At 62.8% G+C, this 24,547-nt stretch carries 16 protein-coding genes; 7 read left to right on the forward strand and 9 right to left on the reverse strand.

What is annotated here, in order from left to right:
• The first annotated feature begins 29 nt into the window (after window positions 1–29).
• Entirely contained in the window at window positions 30–8,681 is an 8,652-nt protein-coding gene (locus tag CAF76_RS08190) for a retention module-containing protein (RefSeq protein ID WP_085695470.1), read from the forward strand.
• Window positions 8,682–8,923: 242 nt separating this feature from the next.
• Here CAF76_RS08190 and CAF76_RS28645 read toward each other — a convergent pair whose 3' ends face one another.
• From CAF76_RS28645 to CAF76_RS08205, 3 genes are all read right to left on the reverse strand, one after another.
• Complete coding sequence (locus CAF76_RS28645) at window positions 8,924–9,295, reverse strand: DUF6124 family protein (RefSeq protein ID WP_085648556.1); 372 nt, start codon at window positions 9,293–9,295, stop codon at window positions 8,924–8,926.
• Between the two features lie 389 nt (window positions 9,296–9,684).
• A complete protein-coding gene (locus CAF76_RS08200) occupies window positions 9,685–10,080 on the reverse strand; it encodes a YbaN family protein (protein ID WP_085648555.1) in 396 nt (131 codons plus the stop codon).
• A gap of 10 nt (window positions 10,081–10,090) precedes the next feature.
• Window positions 10,091–10,678, reverse strand: a complete 588-nt coding sequence (locus CAF76_RS08205; protein ID WP_064594261.1) for a YecA family protein — start codon at window positions 10,676–10,678, stop codon at window positions 10,091–10,093.
• A gap of 276 nt (window positions 10,679–10,954) precedes the next feature.
• Between CAF76_RS08205 and recQ the strand changes: the two genes are divergently transcribed.
• The 3 genes from recQ to CAF76_RS08220 all read left to right on the forward strand — a co-directional run bounded on the left by recQ (window position 10,955) and on the right by CAF76_RS08220 (window position 15,562).
• Complete coding sequence (gene recQ, locus CAF76_RS08210) at window positions 10,955–13,084, forward strand: DNA helicase RecQ (RefSeq protein ID WP_007958398.1); 2,130 nt, start codon at window positions 10,955–10,957, stop codon at window positions 13,082–13,084.
• Between the two features lie 134 nt (window positions 13,085–13,218).
• Window positions 13,219–13,653: a MarR family transcriptional regulator gene (locus tag CAF76_RS08215; protein WP_007958397.1), complete on the forward strand. Its 435-nt coding sequence runs from the start codon at window positions 13,219–13,221 to the stop codon at window positions 13,651–13,653.
• Window positions 13,654–13,780: 127 nt separating this feature from the next.
• Complete coding sequence (locus tag CAF76_RS08220) at window positions 13,781–15,562, forward strand: FimV/HubP family polar landmark protein (protein ID WP_085648554.1); 1,782 nt, start codon at window positions 13,781–13,783, stop codon at window positions 15,560–15,562.
• A gap of 6 nt (window positions 15,563–15,568) precedes the next feature.
• Here CAF76_RS08220 and CAF76_RS08225 read toward each other — a convergent pair whose 3' ends face one another.
• Entirely contained in the window at window positions 15,569–17,770 is a 2,202-nt protein-coding gene (locus CAF76_RS08225; protein WP_085648553.1) for a patatin-like phospholipase family protein, read from the reverse strand.
• Between the two features lie 71 nt (window positions 17,771–17,841).
• Between CAF76_RS08225 and CAF76_RS08230 the strand changes: the two genes are divergently transcribed.
• Entirely contained in the window at window positions 17,842–18,129 is a 288-nt protein-coding gene (locus CAF76_RS08230; RefSeq protein WP_085648552.1) for a SelT/SelW/SelH family protein, read from the forward strand.
• On the opposite strand, the gene CAF76_RS08235 is transcribed toward CAF76_RS08230, so the two are convergent.
• Both CAF76_RS08235 and CAF76_RS08240 read right to left on the reverse strand, forming a co-directional pair.
• On the reverse strand, window positions 18,123–19,016 hold the full coding sequence (locus tag CAF76_RS08235) for a DMT family transporter (RefSeq protein ID WP_007958389.1): 894 nt from the start codon (window positions 19,014–19,016) through the stop codon (window positions 18,123–18,125). The two genes, CAF76_RS08230 and CAF76_RS08235, sit on opposite strands and share 7 nt — an antisense overlap.
• A 72-nt stretch (window positions 19,017–19,088) precedes the next feature.
• Window positions 19,089–19,853 carry an AraC family transcriptional regulator gene (locus tag CAF76_RS08240; RefSeq protein ID WP_085648551.1) on the reverse strand — a complete coding sequence of 255 codons (765 nt, stop codon included), beginning with the start codon at window positions 19,851–19,853 and terminating at the stop codon, window positions 19,089–19,091.
• A gap of 132 nt (window positions 19,854–19,985) precedes the next feature.
• On the opposite strand from CAF76_RS08240, the gene CAF76_RS08245 reads away from it, so the two are divergent.
• Window positions 19,986–20,801 (forward strand): UDP-2,3-diacylglucosamine diphosphatase, encoded by an 816-nt coding sequence (locus tag CAF76_RS08245; RefSeq protein ID WP_007958385.1) that lies wholly within the window; start codon window positions 19,986–19,988, stop codon window positions 20,799–20,801.
• A gap of 159 nt (window positions 20,802–20,960) precedes the next feature.
• Here CAF76_RS08245 and CAF76_RS08250 read toward each other — a convergent pair whose 3' ends face one another.
• Both CAF76_RS08250 and CAF76_RS08255 read right to left on the reverse strand, forming a co-directional pair.
• Window positions 20,961–21,545 (reverse strand): HD domain-containing protein, encoded by a 585-nt coding sequence (locus tag CAF76_RS08250; protein ID WP_085648550.1) that lies wholly within the window; start codon window positions 21,543–21,545, stop codon window positions 20,961–20,963.
• A gap of 24 nt (window positions 21,546–21,569) precedes the next feature.
• Window positions 21,570–21,881 carry a DUF962 domain-containing protein gene (locus CAF76_RS08255; protein ID WP_041475173.1) on the reverse strand — a complete coding sequence of 104 codons (312 nt, stop codon included), beginning with the start codon at window positions 21,879–21,881 and terminating at the stop codon, window positions 21,570–21,572.
• 167 nt (window positions 21,882–22,048) lie between these two features.
• Here CAF76_RS08255 and CAF76_RS08260 point away from each other — a divergent pair, with 167 nt between their 5' ends.
• Window positions 22,049–23,110, forward strand: a complete 1,062-nt coding sequence (locus CAF76_RS08260; protein ID WP_011332998.1) for an AraC family transcriptional regulator — start codon at window positions 22,049–22,051, stop codon at window positions 23,108–23,110.
• Here the strand turns inward: CAF76_RS08260 and CAF76_RS08265 are convergent.
• Window positions 23,067–24,521, reverse strand: a complete 1,455-nt coding sequence (locus tag CAF76_RS08265) for a TrkH family potassium uptake protein (protein WP_039765494.1) — start codon at window positions 24,519–24,521, stop codon at window positions 23,067–23,069. The two genes, CAF76_RS08260 and CAF76_RS08265, sit on opposite strands and share 44 nt — an antisense overlap.
• Window positions 24,522–24,547 lie beyond the last annotated feature (26 nt).

Here is a 24,547-nt window from a genome sequence, read left to right on the forward strand (position 1 = left end):
CGACGGTGGTCGGCAGCGGAGGAATGCACATGGCAACGCTCATCGGGATCGTCACTAAAGTCATTGGTCAGGTTTTCGCTCAGTCGGCGGACGGCACTCGTCGCGCACTGGTCGAAGGCGATCATCTGTTTGCAGGGGATCAATTGATCACCGGGGCGCAGGGGGCGGTTGCCGTTCATCTGCAAAACGGCCAGGAGCTGACCCTCGGCCGCGACAGCAGCCTGACCATGACCGGCCAGTTGCTCGCCGATCAGGCGGCTTACGTCAATGCACCGGAAGCGGTGACCCCGAGCGAGTCGCAACTGACCGACGTCGAACAGATCCAGAAAGCCATTGCCGCCGGCGATGACCCGACCCAATCCGCCGAAGCGACAGCGGCCGGCCCCGGCGCCACCGGTGGTGCGCCGGGCGCACTGGGTGGCGGGCACAGTTTCGTGTTATTGACCGAAGTGGCCGGCCGGGTCGATCCGGTCATCGGTTTCCCCACCGCCGGTTTCAATGGCATTCCCGAGTTTCCCGAAGAACGCCACAACGCGGTGATCGACAACGGTGACGACACCACGCCGATCGCCCCACCACCACCGCCAGTCAACAACCCGGTAACACTCACCGGGCTGTCTGTTGCCGGTGGCGAATTGAATCTTAACGAAGCCAATCTGCCCGACGGTTCCGCTGCCAACCCTGGCGCGCTGACCCAGACCGGCAGCTTCACGGTGTCGGCGCCGGACGGTCTGAGCAGCCTGAGCATCGGCGGCATTAACGTGATCGTCGGTGGCGTGCCGATCGGTTTCCCGCAATCGATCACCACGCAACTGGGCAACACCCTGACCATCACCGGCTACAACCCGGCCACCGGCACGGTCAGCTACAGCTACACCCTCAACGGCAACGAAACCCACGCGGCGGGCGACGGGACGAACAACCTCAGCGAACAGTTCACTGTGATTGCCGGCGACAGCAATGGCGACACCGCGACCGGCACGCTCGACGTCAACATTACCGACGATGTCCCGAAAGCGTTCGATGACAACAATGGCACGGCCTCAGAGACCCAACTGACCCTGACCGGCAACGTCCTGACCAACGACGTGCAAGGCGCCGACCGTGTACCTGTCGGCGACAACGCCGGCCCGATCACCCCCGGCACCTTCATCGGCACTTACGGCACGTTGGTGCTCAACGCCAACGGCACCTACACCTACACGCTCAATACCAGTGATGCGGACTTCAAGAATCTGCATGGCGGTGGCAATGGCACCGAGACTTTCACTTACACCCTGACCGATGCCGACGGCGACACCAGCACCGCCAACCTCGTTTTGCAGATCCACAACAACGACGACCCTGTGATCATCAACGGGTTGAACGTCGAGGGCGGTGAACTCACCGTCTACGAAAAAAACCTCGGCGACGGCAGCAGCCCTGACGCTCCAGCCCTGACCCAAAGCGGCACCTTCACCATCACCGCGCTGGACGGCGTCACCACGCTGACCATCGGCGGCATCGCCGTGGTCACCAATGGCGTGGCAGCAGGCTTCCCGCAATCCATCGTCACTCCGTTGGGCAGCACGCTGACCATCACCGGCTTCAACGCCGCCACCGGCGTCGTCAGCTACAGCTACACCCTGGTCGACAACGAAGCGCACCCGAATGCCAACGGCGCCAACGTGCTGAACGAGCAGTTCGCCGTGACCGTGGTCGATGACAACGGCACCACCGCCAACGGCACGCTGGACGTGAACATCGTCGACGACCTGCCAAAAGGCGTGGACGACAGCAACGCCGGCACCGCTTCGGAAACCAACCTCACCTTGAGCGGCAACGTCCTCACCAACGACGTGCAAGGCGCTGATCGCGTGCCTGTCGGTGAAAACGCAGGCCCGATCACCGCCGGCACTTTCACCGGGACTTACGGGACATTGGTGCTGAATGCCAACGGCACTTACACCTACACGCTGAACACCAGCGACGCCGACTTCAAAGCGCTGCACGGCGGCGGCAACGGCACCGAGACCTTCACCTACACCATCACCGATGCCGACGGCGATACCAGCACCGCCAACCTGATGCTGCAAATCCACAACAACGATGATCCGGTGATCATCAACGGCCTCGACGTGAATGGCGGCGAACTCACCGTCTACGAAAAAAACCTCAGCGACGGTACCAGCCCCGATGCTCCAGCCCTGACCCAAAGCGGCACCTTCACCATCACCGCACTGGACGGCGTCACCACGCTGACCATCGGCGGCATCGCCGTGGTCACCAACGGTGTGGCAGCAGGCTTCCCACAATCGGTGACTCCACTGGGCAGCACCCTGACCATCACCGGTTTCAACGCCGCCACCGGCGTCGTCAGCTACAGCTACACCCTGGTCGACAACGAAGCGCACCCGAATGCCAACGGCGCGAATGTGCTCAACGAGCAATTCGCCGTGACCGTGGTCGATGACAACGGCACCACCGCCAACGGCACGCTGGACGTGAACATCGTCGACGACCTGCCAAAAGGCGTGGACGACAGCAATGCCGGCACCGCTTCGGAAACCAACCTCACGTTGAGCGGCAACGTCCTCACCAACGACGTGCAGGGCGCCGACCGCGTACCGACCGGCCCCAATGCCGGCCCGATCACGGCGGGTACGTTCACCGGGACTTACGGCACCTTGGTGCTGAACGCCAACGGCACTTACACCTACACGCTGAACACCAGCGACGCCGACTTCAAAGCGCTGCACGGCGGCGGCAACGGCACCGAGACCTTCACCTACACCATCACCGATGCCGACGGCGATACCAGCACCGCCAACCTGATGCTGCAAATCCACAACAACGATGATCCGGTGATCATCAACGGCCTCGACGTGAATGGCGGCGAACTCACCGTCTACGAAAAAAACCTCAGCGACGGTACCAGCCCCGATGCTCCAGCCCTGACCCAAAGCGGCACCTTCACCATCACCGCACTGGACGGCGTCACCACGCTGACCATCGGCGGCATCGCCGTGGTCACCAATGGCGTGGCAGCAGGCTTCCCGCAATCCATCGTCACTCCCTTGGGCAGCACCCTGACCATCACCGGTTTCAACGCCGCCACCGGCGTCGTCAGCTACAGCTACACCCTGGTCGACAACGAAGCGCACCCGAATGCCAACGGCGCCAACGTGCTGAGCGAGCAGTTCGCCGTGACCGTGGTCGACGACAACGGCACCACCGCCAACGGCACGCTGGACGTGAACATCGTCGACGACCTGCCAAAAGGCGTGGACGACAGCAATGCCGGCACCGCTTCGGAAACCAACCTCACGTTGAGCGGCAACGTCCTCACCAACGACGTGCAGGGCGCTGATCGCGTGCCTGTCGGTGAAAACGCAGGCCCGATCACCGCCGGCACATTCACCGGGACTTACGGCACCCTGGTGCTGAACGCCAACGGCACGTACACCTACACGCTGAACACCAACGATGCAGACTTCAAAAACCTGCACGGCGGCGGCAACGGCACCGAGACCTTCACCTACACCATCACCGATGCCGACGGCGACACCAGCACTGCGAATCTGGTGCTGAACATCCACAACAACGACGATCAGGTGTACCTCAACGGCCTCGACGTCAACGGCGGCGAACTCACCGTCTACGAGAAAAACCTCAGCGACGGCACCAGCCCCAACACCCCGGCACTGACCCAGAGCGGCACCTTCACTGTGACTGCCCTCGACGGTCTGCAAACCCTGACCGTGGGTGGCATTGCCGTGATCACCAACGGTGTCGCGGCCGGCTTCCCGCAATCGACCGTCACCCCGCTGGGCAGCACGCTGACCATCACTGGATACGACCCGGCCACGGGCGTGGTCAGCTACAGCTACACCCTGGTGGATAACGAAACCCATCCGACCGCCAACGGCGCCAACAGCATCACCGAGAACTTCAACGTGGTGGCGACGGACACCGACGGCAGCACCGCCACCGGGCAGATCAACGTCAACATCATCGACGACCTGCCGACCGCCAAACCCGACGCGACGTCGGTGCAGGAGGGCGGCACCGTCAGCGGCAACGTGCTGGACAACGACATCGGCGGCGCCGACGGCCCGGCAGCCAGTGGCGCGGTAGTGGGCGTGCGCGCCGGCTCCGACACCTCGACCTCGGCCATCGGCGGCCTCAACAGCAACATCAACGGCACTTACGGTTACCTGACTCTCGACGCCAACGGCAACGCGGTCTATCACAGCAACCCGAATGCCGTGAGCGGCCCGGGTGCGGTGGATGTGTTCGTGTACACCGTGCGCGATTCCGACGGTGACGAAAGCACCACCACCATCACCATCGACGTATCCAACAGCAAGCTGTGTGCGGTCAGCGACACCGACGTCACCGTGTACGAAAAAGCCCTCGACCTGACCAAGGACGGGCAAGACCTGGCCCCTGGTACGGTCACCGGCAGCGATCCGACCAGCACCGGGGAAACCGCGTCCGGCACACTGGTCGGCTCGGTCACCGGCGCGGTCGGTGTGATCAGCTACGCGCTGGTCGGCAGCGCCACCGGCAACTACGGGCAAATCGTGCTCAACCCCGACGGCACATACACCTACACCCTGACCTCTGCGGCCAGCACCACCCCGCACGCCGATGACGGCGCCAACACCCTGACCGAAACCTTCACCTACCAGGCCACCGATTCGCTGGGCAACGTCGTCACCAGCACCCTCGTGGTCAGCATCGTCGATGACGTGCCGAAGGCGATCAACGACAGCAACGCCAGCACCGCGTCGGAAACCCAGTTGACCCTCAACGGCAACGTGCTGACCAACGACGTGCAGGGCGCCGACGTGGTGGCAACCGGTCCGAATGCCGGCCCGATCACCCCCGGCACCTTCACCGGCACTTACGGCACCCTGGTGCTCAATGCCAACGGCACCTACACCTACACGCTGAACACCAACGATGCAGACTTCAAGAATCTGCACGGCGGTGGCAACGGCACCGAGACCTTCACCTACACCCTGACCGATGCCGATGGCGACACCAGCACCGCCAACCTGGTGCTGAACATTCACAATAACGACGATCCGGTGGTCCTCAACGGTCTCGACGTGTATGGCGGCGAACTCACCGTTTACGAGAAAAACCTCAGCGACGGCACCAGTCCCGACACCCCGGCGCTGACCCAGAGCGGCACCTTCACCGTCACCGCGCTCGACGGTCTGCAAACCCTGACCGTGGGCGGCATCGCCGTGATGACCAACGGCGTGGCGGCCGGCTTCCCGCAATCGACCGTCACCCCGCTGGGCAGCACGCTGACCATCACCGGTTACAACCCGACTACCGGCGTGGTGAGTTACAGCTACACCCTGGTCGATAACGAATCCCATCCGAACGCCAACGGCGCCAACAGCCTCACCGAGAACTTCAACGTGGTGGCGACCGATACCGATGGCAGCACCGCCACCGGGCAGATCAACGTCAACATCATCGACGACCTGCCGACCGCCAAGGCCGACACCGGCTCGGTGGCGGAGGGCGGCACGGTCAACATCAGCGTGCTGGGCAATGACATCAGTGGCGCGGATGGCGTTGCGATCGTGGTCGGCGTGCGCGCCGGCGGCAACACCGCAACCTCGGCCATCGGCGGCCTCAACAGCAACATCAACGGCAATTACGGTTACCTGACCCTCGATGCGGCGGGCAATGCGGTCTATCACAGCAACCCGAACTCGGTGAGCCCGCCGGGCGCTACCGACACCTTCACCTACACCATCCGCGACAGTGACGGCGACGAAAGCACCACCACCATCACCGTCAACGTCGCCGACAGCAAACTCGTGGCCTCGACCGATCAGGACGTGACCGTCTACGAGAAAGCCCTCGACCTGACCCAGGACGGACAAGACCTGGCCCCCGGCACGGTCACCGGCAGCGAGCCGGGCAACACCGGCGAAACCGCGACCGGCACGCTGGTCGGTTCGGTCAGCGGCGGCAGCGGGGCGATCACCTACACCCTGGTCGGCAGCGCCACCGGCACTTACGGGCAGATCCAGCTCAACGCCGACGGCACCTACACCTACACCCTGACCTCGGCGCCGAAAACCACGCCGAACGCCAACGACGGGCCGAACACCCTGAGCGAAAGCTTTACCTACAAAGCCACCGATGTGCTGGGCAACAGCACCACCAGCAACATCGTGGTCAACATCGTCGACGACGTGCCAAAAGCGGTGGCGTCGGATCGTTCGGTGGCGGCGGTGGAAATCGACTCCAACATCCTCATCGTCCTCGACATCTCCGGCAGCATGGCTGACGCCTCCGGCGTACCGGGCCTGTCGCGGCTGGAACTGGCCAAGCAGGCGATCAGCGCCTTGCTCGACAAGTACGACGATCTGGGCGATGTGAAAGTGCAGCTCGTCACCTTCAGCAGCAACGCCACCGACCGCACTTCGGTGTGGGTCGATGTCGCGACGGCCAAGACCCTTCTGGCCGGCCTCAGCGCGGGCGGCGGCACCAACTACGACGCTGCCGTGGCAACCATGTACAACGCGTTCAACACCTCGGGCAAACTCACCGGGGCGCAGAACGTCGGCTACTTCTTCTCCGACGGCAAACCCAACGAGGGTGATATCGGCACTGCCGACGAAGCGACACTCAAGGCGTTCCTCGATGCCAACAACATCAAGAACTACGCGATCGGCCTGGGCAGCGGCGTGAGCAACGCCAACCTCGATCCGCTGGCGTACGACGGCATCACCCACACCAACACCAACGCGGTGGTGGTCACCGACCTTAATCAACTCAATTCGGTGCTGTCCGGCACGGTGCAGGGCGCGCCGGTCACCGGTTCGCTGCTGGGCGAGGGCGGTACGTTCGGCGCCGATGGCGGGTTCATCAAATCCATCGTGGTCGACGGCACCACCTACACCTATGACCCGAAAGCCAACGGCGGTCAGGGTTCACTGGTCGCCAGCGGCGGCGCCAACCACGGCACGTTCAACACGGTGAACAACACCCTGAGCATCGCCACCAACAACAGCGGCACCCTGGTGGTCAACCTCGACACCGGCGACTACAGCTACACCTCGCAAAAAACCACCGCCGTGGTGATCACCGAAAACATCGGCTTCACCCTCAGCGACAACGACGGCGACCTCGCCAGTTCGACGCTGACCGTAAAAGTGATCCCCAACGCGCCTCCGGTGGCGGCGGACGACCACATCATCACCAACGTGCTGTCGGGCAACATCGTGGTGCCGGGCGAACTGTTGCTGGCCAACGACACCGACCCGAACGGCGATACCCTCAACGCCACGCCAACCTCGTTCAACACCGGCTGGGTCTCCAAAGCGGCAGACTTTACCGGCAGCGGCGCGATCAGCTTCACCGGCACCAACGCCAACACCGCCGCCAACCAGAACCTGGCCAACGTGCGCAATGCGTTCAGCGCCAACGCTGCGACCATGACCGCTGTGCTGGTGGTCAGCGGCTACCTCGGCGCGGTGACCAACACCAACGCCAACGATGAAGACCGCATCACCGTCAACCTGCGCCAGGGCGAAACCCTCAACCTGGACCACAACCTGGCGGCCGGTCACATCACCATGGAGTACTCGATCAACGGCGGCGCTTACATTGCCCTCGCGGACGGCCAGACCCTGACCGCGACGTCCGATGGCGTCTACCAGATCCACATCACCAACATCAGCAACACCACGGGCAGCAACGCCAACGCGGCGGAGAACTACCAGCTGACCATGACCCTCAACTACGCCGGGGCCCACGACATCACCCCGGACTACCACGGCACCTACACCGCCAACGACAACCACGGCGGCAGCGACACGGCGAACGTGACCATCAGCTATCAGGACGGCCACACCCTCACCGGCACCTCGGGCGATGACGTACTGGTGGCCGGCACCGGCGACAACATCATCAACGCCGGCGACGGCAACGATGTGCTCACCGCTGGCTCCGGCAACAACGAACTGCACGGCGGCGCCGGCAATGACTTGCTCTACAGCGGCCCGGGCAACGACCTGCTCGACGGTGGCACCGGCATCGACACCGCCAGCTACGCCCACGCCACCGCCGGGGTGACTGTCAACCTCGGCCTGCTCGGTGCGCAAAACACCATTGGCGCCGGGACAGACACCCTGACCGGTATCGAAAACCTCGTCGGCTCGAACTTCAACGACACCCTCACCGGCGACAACAATAACAACGTGATCAACGGCGGTCTGGGCAACGACATCCTCAATGGCGGCGGCGGTGACGACCTGCTGATCGGCGGGATGGGCAACAACACCCTGACCGGCGGGCCGGGTGCCGACACCTTCCAGTGGCTCAAGGGCAACAGCGGTCACGATCTCGTCACCGACTTCACCCCCGGCACCGACAAGCTCGACCTGTCGCAACTGCTGCAAGGTGAAAACGGCACGTCGGCGTCACTGGATGACTACCTGCACTTCACCGTCACCGGCAGCGGCGCCTCGGTCATGACCAGCATCGACGTCAGCGCCATGGCCGGCGCCACGCCGAACCAGACCATCGACCTGGCGGGCGTCAACCTCGCCAGCCACTACGGTGTGACGCCGGGGGCGGGTGGGTTGATCGCCAGCGGGCACGACACGGCGACCATCATCAACGGCATGCTGAATGATCATTCGTTGAAGGTGGACACGGTCTGATCTGAACGCTGAAACGACAAAACCCGCCGCCCCGATCACACGGGACGGCGGGTTTTTCATGCCGCAAGTGATGGGTTGCCTGTGAGTGAGCCTTCGTCGGATTGCCGCCGGAGCAAGGTCGTGCGTCTAACACACATTTAAATTACGCCGCCGTACCTGTGGGAGCGGGCTTGCCCCGGGCGGCGATCCGACGAAGGCGTCATGTCTGTCACGCATTATTCGGGACAGTGCATTTACCTTTTTTACACCGCCGTCTCGGTTTTCAACTCCAGATTATCCAGCACCCGATTCACCGCCAGTTCACCCAGCATGATCAACTGCGCAATCCCCAACAGCACATGCCGCTGCGGGCCGTCCACCAACCCGGCGAAGTCATTGGCCATGACCTTGGCCGAGGTCAGGGTTTCGCAGGCATCGGCCAGCAGTTCTTCGCTATCGATGCCGGGGGCGATGAGGTAGCGGGTGTTGGGTTTGAGCAGCGGTTTGCGGGGGAGCAGCGGATTGAGGTAGTGATCGAGGGCGCGTTCGGCGGCTTCGTGGAATTTCTTGGAGTCGAGGGTTTCGTAGGGGGAAGTCGAATCGACTTCGGGCGGGTTTGGCGTTGGTTTGATCATGGCGAATCTCCGTGATTGGATTTGGCCGCCACGACTCATCGCTAAACAAGTAAAGGTGGCGGCTGTACGCAGGTTAGCGATCCGGGTCACAGAAACCCCGGGTAGACCCGAAGGTCTCCCACGCACAGCCACCATTACGCCAAGTGCAGAGAAGAGACTGCAATCGGGATTGGGCGTTGTTGCGTCTGTATGGAGCCGGATCGCTAAACCCGATCGCTGTTTTTCAGCGACCGCCAAACAATAGAACCCGCCCCCAAGGCGCACAAGCCGGCGGATTCTGGCGGATGCGTAGGCAAAGGCGCAAGGTTGCGTGGCTTTGCGGACATGTTCTTAAACATGATTCAACTGGGTGTCAGGTTGAAAGGACTGAGTTGCGCCATCGCCCCTTGTCAGGATTTGCGCAACGTCTTCTGCCGCAAGATATAAACCGTCACCAGCACCGCGCTGGTCAACATGAACCCCCGGGCCCAAGGCAGCGGCACCAGGTAGCACGAGAACAGAATGCTCACCCACATCAGCCCGATCGCGTAGACCTTGCCCTTGAGCGGTATGCCGTTGCCATCAAGGTAATCGCGGATCCATGGCCCGAGCCGGGGATGCTCGACCAGCCATTGATAGAAACGCGGAGAGCTGCGGGCGAAGCAGGCGGCTGCCAGCAGCAGGAAGGGGGTAGTGGGGAGAACAGGCAGGAAAATCCCGATCACCCCCAATGCCACGCTCAGCCAGCCGATGGCCAGCAGGATGTAGCGCAACATCAGGGAGCGGTTGCCTATGGGGTTGTCCATAGGCCGGATCTTAGTGGTGACGTGGCTTGAGGATCGCCGGTTTTTCGTCGGGCGCCTGGCACAGCAGGTACAGCGCGGTCAGGGCTTCCGGGATCTGCACGATCATGTCGTCCATCAGGTTCGCGTCCTTGGCGATGTCTTCGAACTCAGGCTGTTCGTCGAACAGGCCCGAACCGACCATGATCGGCAGGAGCATTTCGCTGACTTCTTCTTCGGCGGTTTCGAACCAGGCCGCTTCGCGCAGGAACACGCCTTCCATGAAGCCGATGCACCAGCCGCGCAGTTCGGAATCGTCCGGGTCGTCGCCCAGGTCCAGCTCGCATGGCAGCTCGAACTCTTCGTCCGACGCCAGTTGGCGGGCGATGTGGGCCTTGAGGCCGATCAGCGTGGCTTCGATCTCTTCACGCTGCGCTTCGCTGCTGTAATGCGGCTCTTCGGCGAACAGGGCGTCGATCCATTCACGCTCCGGCACCACGTCGGCGCAGATCGACAGCGCAGTCAGGTAACCGTGAGCGGCCACGTAGTCCAGCGCCTCTTCATGCAGCTCGTCGGCGTCAAGGAAGACTTGCAGGCGGGTTAGTTGCTCGGCGAAGGACATTAAAGGGCTACCTTGGGGGAATAAACAATGCGGGAATTCTAGGCCTTCTTGAGCCCTCAAGCCAGCCGCACGGCAGATTTGCCCGAACAAGCTTCTTATCGGCGGTGCCCTCTGCCGAGGAGGGCTCGGGTATACTGCCGCGCTTTGCGATCCCTGCCGGTGTCGCGGCTGATTGTGTACGGCGCATGCAATGCACGCTTACGTTTTGTTTAAAGCAGCCTCGGCTGTCTTGAACCAGCCTGTGCAGGGATGTTTCAGTGGATTTTTGGAGTTTTTATGCTCGAACAGGCTCAACGCGTCCTCAAGGACATCTTCGGCTACGACAGTTTCCGTGGCCGTCAGGGTGCAATCATTGAGCGCGTGGCCAGTGGCGGTGATGCCCTTGTCCTGATGCCGACCGGCGGCGGTAAATCCCTGTGCTTCCAGGTGCCGGCGCTGCTGCGCGACGGCCTGGCGGTGGTGGTTTCGCCGCTGATCGCTTTGATGGACGATCAGGTTGCCACCCTCGAAGAGCTGGGCGTGGCCGCCGCCGCGTTGAACTCCACGCTGAGCGCCGAGCAGCAGCGCGACCTCGCCAACCGGATCAAGCGCGGCGAAGTGAAGATGCTCTATCTGGCGCCGGAGCGGCTGGTGCAGCCGCGCATGCTGTCGTTCCTGCAAGGCTTGAACATCGCCCTGTTCGCCATCGACGAAGCGCACTGCGTATCGCAATGGGGCCACGACTTCCGTCCCGAATACCTGCAGTTGGGGCAGTTGGCGGAAATGTTCCCCGACGTGCCGCGCATCGCCCTGACCGCCACCGCCGACAAGCGCACCCGCGAAGAAATCGTCACCCGCCTGCACCTGCAGAATGCCGAACGTTTCCTCTCGAGCTTCGACCGGCCGAACATCTTCTACCGCATCGTGCCCAAGGAGCAGCCGCGCAAGCAGTTGCTGGCGTTCCTTGCCGAGCGGCGCAGTGACGCCGGCATCGTCTACTGCCTGTCGCGCAAGAAGGTGGAAGAGGTGGCCGCGTTTCTCACCGAGCAGGGCTTCCCGGCACTGCCGTATCACGCCGGTCTGCCCAACGATCTGCGCGCCTATCACCAGAAGCGCTTCCTCAACGAGGAAGGCCTGATCATGGTCGCCACCGTGGCGTTCGGCATGGGTATCGACAAACCCAACGTGCGCTTCGTTGCTCACCTCGACCTGCCGAAATCCCTTGAGGCGTATTACCAGGAAACCGGACGTGGCGGCCGTGACGGTCTGCCGGCGGACGCGTGGATGGCCTACGGCCTGCAAGACGTGGTGATGCTCAAGCAGATGCTGCAGAACTCCGAGGGCGACGAGCGCCACAAGCGTCTGGAGCAGCACAAGCTCGACGCCATGCTCTCGCTCTGCGAAGAAACCCGCTGCCGCCGTCAGGCGCTGCTGGCCTACTTCGATGAAGACATGCCGGAGCCGTGCGGTCACTGCGACAACTGCACCGACGGCGTGCAGACCTGGGACGCCACCGAGCCTGCGCGTCAGGCGCTGTCGGCGATCTATCGCACCGGCCAGCGTTATGGCGTCGGCCATCTGGTGGACGTGCTGCTGGGCAAGGACAACGAAAAGGTCCGCAGCTTCGGTCATCAGCATCTGTCGGTGTACGGTGTCGGCAAGGCGCTGAGCGAGAGCGAATGGCGCTCGCTGTTCCGTCAACTGGTTGCTCGCGGCCTGGCGGATGTCGATCACGAAGGTTACGGCGGGCTGCGTCTGAGCGACACGTGCCGGCCGCTGCTCAAGGGTGAAGTGAGCCTGGAGCTGCGCCGCGACCTCAAGCCGCAAGTCTCCGCCAAGAGCGGCAGCAAGAGCCCGGCCAGCCAACTGGTGCGCGGCGAAGAACGGGAACAGTGGGAAGCCTTGCGCGCCCTGCGGCGCAAGCTGGCGGAAGAACACGGCGTGCCGCCGTACGTCATCTTCCCCGACTCGACCCTGCTGGAAATGCTCCGCAGCCAGCCGACCTCGCTGGCGGACATGGCCCGGGTCAGCGGCGTCGGCGCGCGCAAGCTGGAGCGCTACGGCGAGGCCTTCCTCGAAGTGCTCGGCGGCGAGGCCGAGGCGCCGAAAGTCGTGGCCGACGTGCGCCACGAACTGATCACCCTGGCCCGCGCCGGCATGACGCCGTTGCAGATCTCCGGTCAATTGCAGTGCTCGGAAAAGAACGTCTACACCATGCTCGCCGAGGCCATCGGCAAGCAGCAGTTGTCGCTGGAACAGGCGCTGGATTTGCCGGAAGACCTGATGGGCGAAGTCCAGGACGCGTTTCTCGACGGTGAGGGCGAGTTGCCGTCGGTCGCCGAAGTGGCCGAGCTGTTTGCCGGTCGCGTGCCTGAAGGTGTGCTGTATTGCGTACGGGCTGCGCTGCAATCCGAGTTTGAAATGTGAGAGGGCGTTTGTGCCAACCGCTATACCGATGTAACGATTCAGTACAGGACGCCTCTTGCCTATAGGCAAATGTCATGCTTAGCTGACTAATAATTAGTTTTTCTCTATTTCTTCAGTCTGATCATGAGTGTTTTATGCCGTTAACCGATCAACACCGATTTGGCATGCAATTGGCCCAGATGTCCCGTGGCTGGCGTGCCGAACTGGATCGCCGGCTGGCCGGCCTGGGCTTGTCCCAAGCGCGCTGGCTGGTGCTGCTGCATCTGGCGCGCTTCGAAGAGGCGCCGACCCAGCGGGAGCTGGCGCAAAGCGTCGGCGTCGAAGGGCCGACCCTGGCCCGTCTGCTCGACAGCCTGGAAAGCCAGGGTCTGGTGCAACGCCAGTCCGTGATGGAAGACCGCCGGGCGAAAAAAATCGTGCTGTGCTCACCGGCCTTGCCGCTGATCGAACAGATCGAAACCATCGCCACGCAACTGCGCAAGGAATTGTTCGAAGGCGTCGACGAAGCGGATTTGAAGGTGTGCATGCGGGTTCACGGGCACATTCTTGCCAATCTGGAAAAGTCTTGAGGCACAACCGCGTGCCGTTTTTTTGAGAGAACGCGCTGGGCAGACTATAAGAACTACTGGGCAATATCGTGTTCGTACCGGATGTGCGAACGCATAGAAGTCGGTTTTGCTTATTCAAGGGATGCTCATGCTCGGAAGTCGGCACGTGGTAAAGCGTTGCGCCAACTCGCTGCTGGTGGCCGGTGTTCTCACCTGGTCCACCGCCTCATTGGCGCTGGGGCTCGGTGACATCACCGTGCATTCAGCCCTCAATCAGCCGCTCAAGGCTGACATCGCGCTGGTGGATGTCGGGGCCGTCAGTGAAAGCGAACTGGCGGTCCGTCTGGCCTCGGCGGACGAGTTTGGCCGCGCCGGCATCGAGCGCGTGTTCTTCCTCAATGACCTCAAGTTCACCCCGATCCTGCGCGGCAATCGCAACATGATCCGGGTGACGTCCAGCAAACCGGTCAACGAACCCTTTCTGAATTTCCTGGTGCAGCTCGATCAGCCCAACGGCCACCTGCTGCGCGAATACACCGTGCTGATCGACCCGCCGGGCTCACCGGGAATTGTTCCGGCCACCGACGAGCCAACGGCGCGCGCGCAATCCTCGGAATTCCCGACCCCCGAGGCTCCCACCGCAACTACGCCGGCCAAACCTGCTGCGCCGGTGCAGCCACCGGCTCCGGTCGCTGACGCGCAGGCCGAGCAACTGGCGGCGAGCCTTGTGCAGAATCAGCAACTGCAAAAAACCATCGATGCATTGAACGTGAAGCTTCAGGCGCAGGAAGTGCTGATCGCTGACGGCAAGAAACAGCTCGGTGATTTGCAGGCTCGTCTGATTGAAGTGCAACAGGCACCCCCAGTGACCGCAGCGCCCGTGGCACCTGTGCCGGCGCCGGTCATTGCCCCGGTCGAGGCTCAAGAGGATTCACTAAACTGGCCGCTGCTCGGCGGACTGCTGCTGGTACTGGGGTTGCTGGTGGCGGGGTTGTATGTGCGCCGGCAACGCCAGCAGGCGCAAGGGACTGCTGCGCCGTTGCCGTTCCTGCCGGTACGAAACGAACCCCCGGTCGACGACGCCGAACCGATGCAGCCGAGTGCCATTCACAGTGCTGTCGAGCATCGCGAGGAACACGCCAACGGCGATGTGCTGGAAGCGGTCGGCATTTATCTGGCCTACGGACGCTTGGGCGAGGCTGCCGGTTTGTTGCGCGATGCGTTGCAGCGGGAGCCGGAGCGCATCGACCTTGGCGTGCAGTTGCTTGAAGTGCTGGGGCGGCAGGGCGACACGCCGATCTATGACGAGCAGGAAAACCGCCTGCGCCAGCTCGGGGTCGAGGATCAGCGCTTGCAGGAGATTCGCGCCCGCTACCCGAAACTGGTCAGCGCCGCACCTCTGGCGGCAGCGGCTCCGGTGATTGCTGCGCTGCCGATCGAACCCCCTGTGGAGCCGGAACCCGAAGACAATTTCGAACTGAACCTGGATCAGCTCTCGATGGCGTCGAGTTGGGATCTTGAGGAGACTCGCTCCACCACCGACGCACCTGAACAGGCGCCATCAACGCTCGGCTCCGATCTGCAGGTACTGCCACAGGATTTCGAATTGCCGGAAACCCTGCCCGACGATGCTGAAACCGCCGAACTGGAATGGATCGCCGAGCCGGAAGCGCAGCCGCTGGATGAGGACTTTCTCAACGAGTTTGGCGATCCCGGTTCGTCGCTCTCGTTGGAACCACTGGAGCTACATGCTCCTGAACTGGAGCCCGAACCCTCAGACGCCGCCAACGCCGGCAAACTCGAACAGGCCCAGACCTGCATCGACGACGGCGATATCGACAGCGCCATTGCCTTGCTCAACGAACTGCTCAAGGAAGCCGACGAACCCCTCAAGCAAACGGCGCGCACGCTGTTGGCGGGGATTCGCTGACCGCTGTCAGAAGGTCTGCCCGAGGTTCAGGTACACCGCCTGCTCATCCGCATCGTTCAGTCCATAGCTGAAGTTCAGCGGCCCCAGCGGCGTATCGAAGCCGATGAACACGCTGGCGGCGTTGATGTAGCCACTGTCGAACTCGTTGTCGTTGTTCCACGCCCGGCCGCGTTCCAGCGAGGCGCCGGCGTACAGCGGGAAGTCCAGCGGCAGGTACGAGCGCGGGGTGAGGCGGCGGTAATACACCGCACGCATCAGACTGACGTTCTGCCCGGAGATCGCGTCCTCGCGGAAACCGGACAGTTGCCGGGCACCGCCGAGCAGGAAACTGGAGGTCACCACGTTGGCATCGTCCAGCGTTCGACCGTAACGACCGCCGAGAATCAGCGTATCCGGGCCACTGCTCATGGCCTTGTCCAGTTTGAATTCCCACTGCCGGTAGCGTGTGTCGGAACCCAGGCTCGGCTCGAACTGCACCAGCGTCAGGCCGATGTCCTCGCCTTCGTGGGGGTAGTAGACGTTGTCCAGCGAGTCGAACGAGTACTTCAACGCATAGAACCCTTCGTTGAAGTTCTCGCTCGGCAGATCCTGATCGCCGATCCGCACATCCGCCTTGCCCCAGGCCTCGCCAACCCCGAAGCGCACTTCGCCGCTGTTGCCGATCTGCCGGCCGACATTCAGGCCGAAGCCGTAGCGCTCGACGCGATACTGGGCGATCGGATCGTTGTCCAGCACCGAGTCGACGTTTTGTGCGGCGAACGACGCATAAGGCGCCACGAAGTAGCGAGAGCCCACGTCCAGCGGCTGGTAGAACTCGCTGTACAACTCTTGTTTATCGCCGATCTGCGCCCGGGTCAGCCATTCCGCGCCGAGTCGGTTGATGCCGTTCATGCGGTAACTGGCGCCGAGGTTGAAGGCGCTGTCGCCGCGCATGTCGTCCGACAGGCTGAGGCCGACCCGCAGGTAATCGGTGCCGGTGCGTTTGCCGCGCGCGCTGATCACCAGCGTGTGATCCGTGCCCTTGTGCACCACGCGGTATTGCACCTGCTCGAAATAATCGAGGCCGTACAGAGTGCCCATGTCGGTTTGCAGGCGGCCCAGGTCCAGCGGTTCGCCGATGTGCTGGCGGATGTAATAGCGGATCACGTCATCGCCGACTTTAGAGTCGTTCTCGACCTTGATCGCGGTGATGATCGGCGTGCGTTGGCCCGGCGCGCGGGCAGCGTTGAGTTCGGCGTCCTGCGACTGCACCGGTTTGAGGCGGGCAAGGCGTACGTCCAGGGCCTGGGTCGCTCGGTAGCCGGCGTCGATCATCTCCTGGCCTCGGCCGAAATCGGTGGAACCGAAACTGGCCAGCGGCGGCTGGATCAGCACGTCATTGGGATGCAGGGTCGCCAGTTGCTCTTCGGAGTTGCGTCGGGTCATCAGGGTGATCGACTGGTTCAGCACATCGACCACGGTCACCAGTTGCTTGCGGTTGCGCAGCGGGGTGCCGATGTCGACCACGATGGCCACGTCGACGCCCATTTCCCGCGCCACATCGAGGGGAATGTTGTCGGTCATGCCACCATCCACCAGCAATCTGCCGTCGAGTTCGACCGGGGCGAACACTGCCGGGATCGACATGCTGGCGCGGATCACTTGCGGCAGATGGCCCTTGCGGAACACCACTTTTTCGCCGTTGGCGATGTCGGTGGTCACGGCGCGGAACGGGATCGGCAGTTTGTCGAAATCCCGGGTGTCGCTGGTGTGGGCCAGCAGGCTTTCGAGCAGCAGCGCGAGGTTCTGGCCCTGGATCACGCCCAAGGGCAGGCCGAGGCTGCCGTCGTCGCGAAAGCTCAGCTTCTGTTTCACCAGAAAATCGCGGTCGTCCTGCTTGCGCCGGAACGGTACGTCTTTGCGGGGCGGGGCGTCGGACAATGCCTGCTGCCAGTCGATGGTCAGGGCGAGTTTTTCCAGCTCGTCAATCTTGTAGCCCGAGGCGTACAGCCCGCCGACCACCGCGCCCATGCTGGTGCCGGCAATCGCATCGATCTTGATGCCTTGTTCTTCCAGAGCCTTGAGCACGCCGATGTGCGCCAGGCCACGGGCCGCGCCGCCGGACAGCACCAGTCCGACTTTCGGGCGTGTGGCCTCACTGGCATGGACGCTGACACCAGCGAACAGGGGTAGGAAACCAAGCAACAGGCAGATCAGCAGACGACGCATCGTGAGTCTCGGGGCGAGCGATAAAGCCGGCTATTATAGCGGCGCCCTCTGGCTCAGGAGTTTCAGCAATCATGACCGTCACAAAACCGGAAATCGTCATCACCTATTGCACGCAATGCCAGTGGCTGTTGCGCGCCGCTTGGCTGGCGCAAGAGCTGCTCAGCACCTTCGGCGACGATCTCGGCAAAGTGTCCCTGGTGCCGGGCACCGGTGGGATATTCCACATCACCTGCAACGACGTGCAGATCTGGGAGCGCAAGGGCGACGGCGGTTTCCCCGAAGCCAAGGTGCTCAAGCAGCGGGTGCGCGACCGGATCGACCCTGACCGCGACCTCGGCCACAACGACCGTACTCAGTGAGAGGCGGCTTCGGCCGCGACGGTTTTCTTGTCGCTGCTGCCTGACATCCGGCTCGACACCACGATGGCAACGATGATCAGCGCGCCGCCGATCAGCATGCGCAGGGTCGGATCTTCATCGAACAGCAGCCACGCCACGGTAATCCCGTACACCGGCTCCATGGCGAACACCACTGCGGCGGTGCGCGCCTTGATTACCGCCAGACTGGCGACGAACAGACTGTGGGCGACGCCGGTGCAGAACACCCCGAGCAGACCGATCCACAACCAGTCGATGGCCCGCACTTCGCTCAGTTGCGGCGCTGCCACCGGCAGCAGACACAACGCCACCACCACGTTCTGACACAGCGCTGCCTGCACCGCCGGGATGCGCCCGGAGCTGGCGCGGTTGGTCAGGGACAACAGGGAAAACAGCAGGCCGGACAGGATCGCCCAGAGCAGGCCGGTGGTCGCGCCGCTGGCCAGATCGAACGCCGGCGTCACCAGTACCAGCCCGACACTGACCAGCACCACCAGCACGATTTCATTGATGCGGATGCGTTCGCGGAAGATCAGCCCTTCGAGGATCACCGTGAAGGCCGGGAAACTGGCGAAACCCAGGGTCGCAATGGCGACGCCCGCGACCTTGACCGCAATGAAGAAACTCACCCAGTGGCCGGCCAGCAGCACACCGCTCAGGGCCAGTCGCCGCCAGTCGACGGCCTGCAGTTTCTGCCAGCCGCCCTGTTGGGCGAAGCGGGCGAAAAACGCCAGGGCCAGCACGGCAAACGCGGCGCGCCCAAACACGATGACGGCGGGCGTTGCGGCGGCGAGTTTGCCGAAGACGCCGGTCAGGCCGAACATCAGTGCGCCGATATGCAGGGCGCCGAGGGCGGTACGGGGAGTCATTGCAGTCCTTTTTCCAAACACCATTACAGGCACACATTGAAGCGTGTCACGGCGCAAAAGTCTGTCGGCAGGCTATCGACTTTTGTCGTCAGCCTCGCGTCGCAATTGTGTAGGAGACGTACCGAATTCACGCAGGACGGCGGCCGAGAACGCACTCTGCGAGCTGTAGCCGACGCGGCTGGCCACTTCACCGACGGGCAGCGTGGTGTTGCGCAACAGCGCGACGGCTTTGTGCAGCCGGCGGCTGCGAATGTAGTCCATCGGTGTCTGCCCGCATTCGGCGACGAACCGCGCATGCAGCCGAGCGCTGGACAATCCGGCGACGCGCGCCAGATCCGCCACTTGCAGCGGATAGGCCGCGTACTGCTCGATGTGCGCGTCGAGTGCCGCGTAGGGCAGGCGGCGCGCGACGATCTCGGCGGGTGGCGCGTGGTTCAGACTCGCCAACAGCAGCACCGCGCCCTGTTGCGCAATCAACGGGTCGTCCACCGGACTGTTCGCCAGCCAGTTGACCAATTGACCTTGCCCGGCATCCAGCGACAACCGCGCGGCGTTGTCCAGCAGGCGACGGCTGGCATCGGCGTGATCGCCCAGCGAGCGCGCCAGCCATTGTTCGTCCGGCACATCCAGCACCAGACAACGGCTGCCCTTGGGACTGCCGCACGCGTGATGCGCGCCGGCGGGGATCACCACGAAGCTCTGCTGCAATACCTGGCTGCCACGCCCTTCGACTTCGAAATCCAGCGCGCCGGACAGGCCGAACACCAGTTGCGCGTGGTCGTGGCTGTGGGCGATCAGGTCGTGGCTGTAATGGCGCAGGGTCAGGATCGGTTGCATGGCGGTCTCCGGGCGAGCTGCCAGTCTACACCGGCGCAGGGGCGACGCGTTTGTCACACGACTGACGCACACCTGTCATGGTCGATTAACCGGGCGCGCGCAGAGTGGCGAAAACATCGCAGAGGGTTGCCCATGACCAGCGCCGAGCTCGCCAGACCCAGCCGTAAACAACGGGTTCGCACCCTGTGGATCTCCGACGTGCACCTGGGCACGCGGGATTGCCAGGCCGAGCATCTGTCGCAATTTCTCAAGGGCTATCACGCCGACAAGATCTACCTGGTCGGCGACATCATCGATGGCTGGAAACTGCGCGGCGGCATGTATTGGCCCCAGGCCCACACCAACGTGATTCGCCGCTTGCTGACCATGAGCAAGCGTGGCACCGAGGTGATCTACGTCACCGGCAACCACGACGAATTCCTGCGCCGCTATTCGAAACTGATTCTGGGCAACATCCAGCTGGTCGACGAGGCAGTCCACGTCACCGCCGATGGCCGGCATCTGCTGGTGATTCACGGTGACCAGTTCGACGTGATCACCCGTTACCACCGCTGGCTCGCGTTCCTCGGCGATTCGGCCTACGAGTTCACCCTGACCCTCAACCGCTGGCTCAATCACTGGCGGGCGAAATACGGTTACGGCTACTGGTCGCTGTCGGCCTATCTCAAGCACAAGGTGAAGACGGCGGTCAGCTTCATCAGCGACTTCGAAGAAGCCATCGCCCATGAATGTGTGAAACGCGAGTTGCACGGTGTGGTCTGCGGGCACATTCACCACGCCGAGATCCGCAAGGTCGGCGAGGTGGATTACCTCAATTGTGGCGATTGGGTGGAGTCATGCACGGCGCTGATCGAGCACTGGGACGGCACGATCGAGCTGTATCGCCTGGCCGATGCGCAGGCGCGGGAGGCCGAGTTGAAAGCGGCGAAGGTTGCCGAGCTGGCTTAGAAAAGATGTGTGTCGGTTTTGCTGGCCTCATCGTCGGATCGCCGCCCGGAGCAAGTCCGCTCCCACAGTGGTCGAAGGTGTACGTAGCCTTTGTGTACACCCCAAAAACCTGTGGGAGCTGGCTTGCCAGCGATGAGGCCGGTGCAGACAACATCAGGCCTAGGCGTGCTCTTCCATCGCCGCTTTGTAGATCGAGTTTTTCGGCTGGGCGAACAACCTTTCCATCATCGGCTCGAAGAAGCTCAGCGGCAGGGTGTCGTACTCGGGGTCGAACGCCGCTGCGTCGTATTTGGCGCAGAACTCTGCGGTCGCCAGAAACTGCGGGTGGTCGCTGAACTGCTCGCGCAGGTGCCGATCCATGCCCAGGTGATGGAAGAAGTAGTAGCCCTGGAAGATCCCGTGCTTTTCCACCATCCACAGGTTCTCGGCACTGACGAACGGCTTGAGAATGGCCGCGGCAATGTCCGGGTGATTGTAGGAACCGAGGGTGTCGCCGATGTCGTGGAGCAGGGCGCAGACCACGTATTCCTCGTCGCGCCCGTCGCGAAAGGCGCGGGTCGCGGTTTGCAGCGAGTGGGTCAGGCGATCCACCGGGAAACCGCCGAAATCGCCTTCGAGCAGTTTCAGGTGGGCCATGATCCGGCCCGGCAACTGACGGGCATAGGCGCTGAAATCCGCCGCAATGATCGCCCAGTCTTCCTGCGTGCCGTCCTTCATGTGGGTGAAACGGGCATTGGCATTCATCGGCAATCCTCTTGGTCGGAATTTCTAGAACGGCACGCGGCCCAGGATCATGTCGCGGTACATGACAAAGTCGCCGAGCAGGCTGTAGAACGGGTGCTGGAAGGTGGCCGGGCGGTTTTTCTCGAAAAAGAAATGGCCGACCCAGGCAAAGCTGTAGCCGGCCAGCGGCAAGGCAAGCAACAGCAGCCAGGCGCCCTTGGCGATGGTCAGGGCGAGAATGAAGATCACCAGCGTCGTGCCGATGAAATGCAGGCGACGGCAGGTGCTGTTGCTGTGCTCGCTGAGGTAATACGGATAGAACTCGGCGAAGCTGTTGAAAGGCTTGAGGGTTTCCACGACTGCGATCTCTGTGGCTATTGTTCTGATTGCAAGTTGTTCGGCGGGTAGCTTATTTGAGTCTAGAGTGATCATTGGCGTCGGCCAGTGACAATCGGCGCCACTTTACTATCCTTGGGAAATCGGCCGTAGTATGCGGCTCACCATGTCATCCAAGAAAAAACGCCATGAGCGAACGAACGACTTCTGCAAGCTGGGCCATGGGGATTGTCAAGGCACTGGAAATGGACGGCCTGGATTGCCGGGTTCTGTTCAGACAGCTGGGGCTCGACTACGCGGCGCTGGAGGATCCGGACGCGCGCTTCCCACAGGATTCCATGACCCGACTCTGGCAACGGGCGGTCGAGCTGTCCGGGAATCCGGCGATCGGCCTGAACATGGGCAAGGTGGTGCGGCCGGCTTCGTTCCATGTCGCGGGCTATGCACTGATGTCCAGTAATACGCTGGCGGAAGGTTTTCAGCGTCTGGTGCGTTATCAGCGGATCATCGCCGAAAGTGCCGACCTGAGTTTTCGCCTGCTCGACGAGGGTTATGCGCTGATCCTGACGGTGCACGGCGATCACCTGCCGCCGACCCGCCAGAGTGCCGAAGCCTCGCTGGCCTGCGCGCTGGCACTGTGCGGCTGGCTGACCGGGCGCACGCTGCACCCGCGCAAAGTGCTGGTGCAGGGTGACGAGCCGGATGATCTTGAACCCTACAAACAAGCCTTCCATGCACCGCTGGTGTTCAACGCGCCGTATGACGCGCTGATCTTCGAACGGGCCGACATGGAAGCGCCGCTGCCCACGGCCAACGAGGCGATGGCGCTGCTGCACGACCGGTTCGCCGGGGAGTATCTGGCGCGTTTTTCCGAAAGCCGCGTGACCCACAAGGCGCGTCAGGTGTTGTGCCGCCTGCTGCCGCAGGGCGAACCCAAGCGCGATACGGTGGCGCAGACCCTGCATCTGTCGCAGCGAACCTTGCAGCGACGCTTGCAGGAGGAGGGCACCAGTTTTCAGCAGTTGCTCGATGACACCCGCCGCGAACTCGCCGAGCAATACCTGGCGCAACCGAGCATGACCTTGCTGGAGATTGCCTATCTGTTGGGGTTTGCCGATCCGAGCAATTTCTTCCGCGCCTTCCGTCGCTGGTTCGACACCACGCCCGGCGATTACCGGGCGCGGTTGCTGGAGGCGCCGAAGGCGATCAGTGACGCCAGAACGCCGGAATACACAGTACAAACACCGTAATGATCTCCAGTCGGCCGAGCAGCATGCCGAACGACAGAATCCACTTGGCCGCATCCGGCAGGCTGGCGAAGTTGCCGGCCGGGCCGATGGTCTCGCCCAGGCCCGGGCCGACGCCGGACACGGTGCTGGCGGCGCCGGTCAACGCGGTCATCCAGTCCACGCCCAACAGCGACAGCAGCAGGGCGATCACGCAGATGGTGATGGCGAAGAAGAACGAAAAGGTCAGGATCGACCGGACGATTTCCTCGTCAAGGCGATGACCGTTGTACTTCTGCTTGATCACCGCTCGTGGGTGAATCAGCTGGTTAAGGTTGGCCTTGAGCAGGATGTACGCGACCTGGAAACGGAAGATCTTGATCCCGCCCGCCGTCGAACCGGAACAGCCGCCGACGAAGCCCAGATAGAAGAACAGCATCAGCGAGAAGTTGCCCCACAGGCTGTAGTCCCCCAGCGCAAACCCCGTGGTAGTGACCACCGACGTCACGTTCAGCGCCACGTGGCGCAGCGCGTCCAGCCAGTGCAGGTTGGTGGTCCACCAGTACCAGGTGCCGAGCACCAGCCAGGTCGCCAGCAACATGCCGAGCAAACCCTGCACCTGTTGATCCTTGATCAGCGCCCGGCGGTTGCCGCGCAGTGTCGCCACGTACAGGGTGAACGGCAGGCTGCCGAGAATCATCACCACCACGGCCACCCAGTGCACCGCCGGTTGCGTCCACTTGGCCAGGGACTGGTCGGAGGTCGAGAACCCGCCGGTGGAAATCGCTGACATCGCGTGGTTGATCGCATCGAACGGGCTCATCCCGGCCCACCAGAACGCCAGGCTGCCGAGAATCGTGATGCCGACGTAGGCTGCCACGATCAGCCGCGCCACCATGTGCGAGCGGGGCATGACCTTTTCCGAGCGGTCCGAGGATTCGGTCTGGAACAGCCGCATGCCACCGATGCGCAGCAGCGGCAGGATCGCCACCGCCATGCCGATGAAGCCGATACCGCCGATCCAGTGCAGCAGCGAGCGCCACATCAGGATGCCGGGGGACATGTCGTCCAGGTGGTTGAGCACGGTCGACCCGGTGGCCGTGATGCCGGACATGCTTTCGAAGAACGAGTCGGTGTAGCTGATGTGCTGGGTCAGCAAAAACGGCAGCGCGGCGAAAATGCACACCACCAGCCAGCTGCTGACGGTCAGCAGGTACATGTCCCGGGGGCGCAGGTGAATGTGTTCCGGGCGGCCGGGAATGACCAGCGCGAGGCCGGCGACGAAGGTGATCATGCTCGCCCAGAGGAACGACGGCAGATCGCCGGTGCGCTCGAAAATCACCAGGGTGGCCATGGGCACGACCATGGCGACGGCCAGGGTGATCAGGAAGATGCCGATGATGAAACCAATGATCCGTAAGGTCGGCAACGCCATGAAGTCCGCTCGGGCTGATGTGGGAA

Origin of the sequence: Pseudomonas sp. B40(2017) (assembly GCF_002112855.1) — a bacterium.
Taxonomy (GTDB): Bacteria; Pseudomonadota; Gammaproteobacteria; order Pseudomonadales; family Pseudomonadaceae; genus Aquipseudomonas; species Aquipseudomonas pharyngis.

What these genes read in the sequence shown, in the direction of transcription:
- CAF76_RS08205 (WP_064594261.1), bottom strand. Translation starts at nt 10,678, where the DNA reads ATGTCCTTCGCCGAGCAACTAACCCGCCTGCAAGTCTTCCTTGACGCC.
- CAF76_RS08230 (WP_085648552.1), top strand. Translation starts at nt 17,842, where the DNA reads ATGACCGTCACAAAACCGGAAATCGTCATCACCTATTGCACGCAATGC.
- CAF76_RS08225 (WP_085648553.1), bottom strand. Translation starts at nt 17,770, where the DNA reads ATGCGTCGTCTGCTGATCTGCCTGTTGCTTGGTTTCCTACCCCTGTTC.
- CAF76_RS08235 (WP_007958389.1), bottom strand. Translation starts at nt 19,016, where the DNA reads ATGACTCCCCGTACCGCCCTCGGCGCCCTGCATATCGGCGCACTGATG.
- CAF76_RS08245 (WP_007958385.1), top strand. Translation starts at nt 19,986, where the DNA reads ATGACCAGCGCCGAGCTCGCCAGACCCAGCCGTAAACAACGGGTTCGC.
- CAF76_RS08250 (WP_085648550.1), bottom strand. Translation starts at nt 21,545, where the DNA reads ATGAATGCCAATGCCCGTTTCACCCACATGAAGGACGGCACGCAGGAA.
- CAF76_RS08190 (WP_085695470.1), top strand. Translation starts at nt 30, where the DNA reads ATGGCAACGCTCATCGGGATCGTCACTAAAGTCATTGGTCAGGTTTTC.
- CAF76_RS08220 (WP_085648554.1), top strand. Translation starts at nt 13,781, where the DNA reads ATGCTCGGAAGTCGGCACGTGGTAAAGCGTTGCGCCAACTCGCTGCTG.
- CAF76_RS28645 (WP_085648556.1), bottom strand. Translation starts at nt 9,295, where the DNA reads ATGATCAAACCAACGCCAAACCCGCCCGAAGTCGATTCGACTTCCCCC.
- recQ (WP_007958398.1), top strand. Translation starts at nt 10,955, where the DNA reads ATGCTCGAACAGGCTCAACGCGTCCTCAAGGACATCTTCGGCTACGAC.
- CAF76_RS08260 (WP_011332998.1), top strand. Translation starts at nt 22,049, where the DNA reads ATGAGCGAACGAACGACTTCTGCAAGCTGGGCCATGGGGATTGTCAAG.
- CAF76_RS08240 (WP_085648551.1), bottom strand. Translation starts at nt 19,853, where the DNA reads ATGCAACCGATCCTGACCCTGCGCCATTACAGCCACGACCTGATCGCC.
- CAF76_RS08215 (WP_007958397.1), top strand. Translation starts at nt 13,219, where the DNA reads ATGCCGTTAACCGATCAACACCGATTTGGCATGCAATTGGCCCAGATG.
- CAF76_RS08265 (WP_039765494.1), bottom strand. Translation starts at nt 24,521, where the DNA reads ATGGCGTTGCCGACCTTACGGATCATTGGTTTCATCATCGGCATCTTC.
- CAF76_RS08200 (WP_085648555.1), bottom strand. Translation starts at nt 10,080, where the DNA reads ATGGACAACCCCATAGGCAACCGCTCCCTGATGTTGCGCTACATCCTG.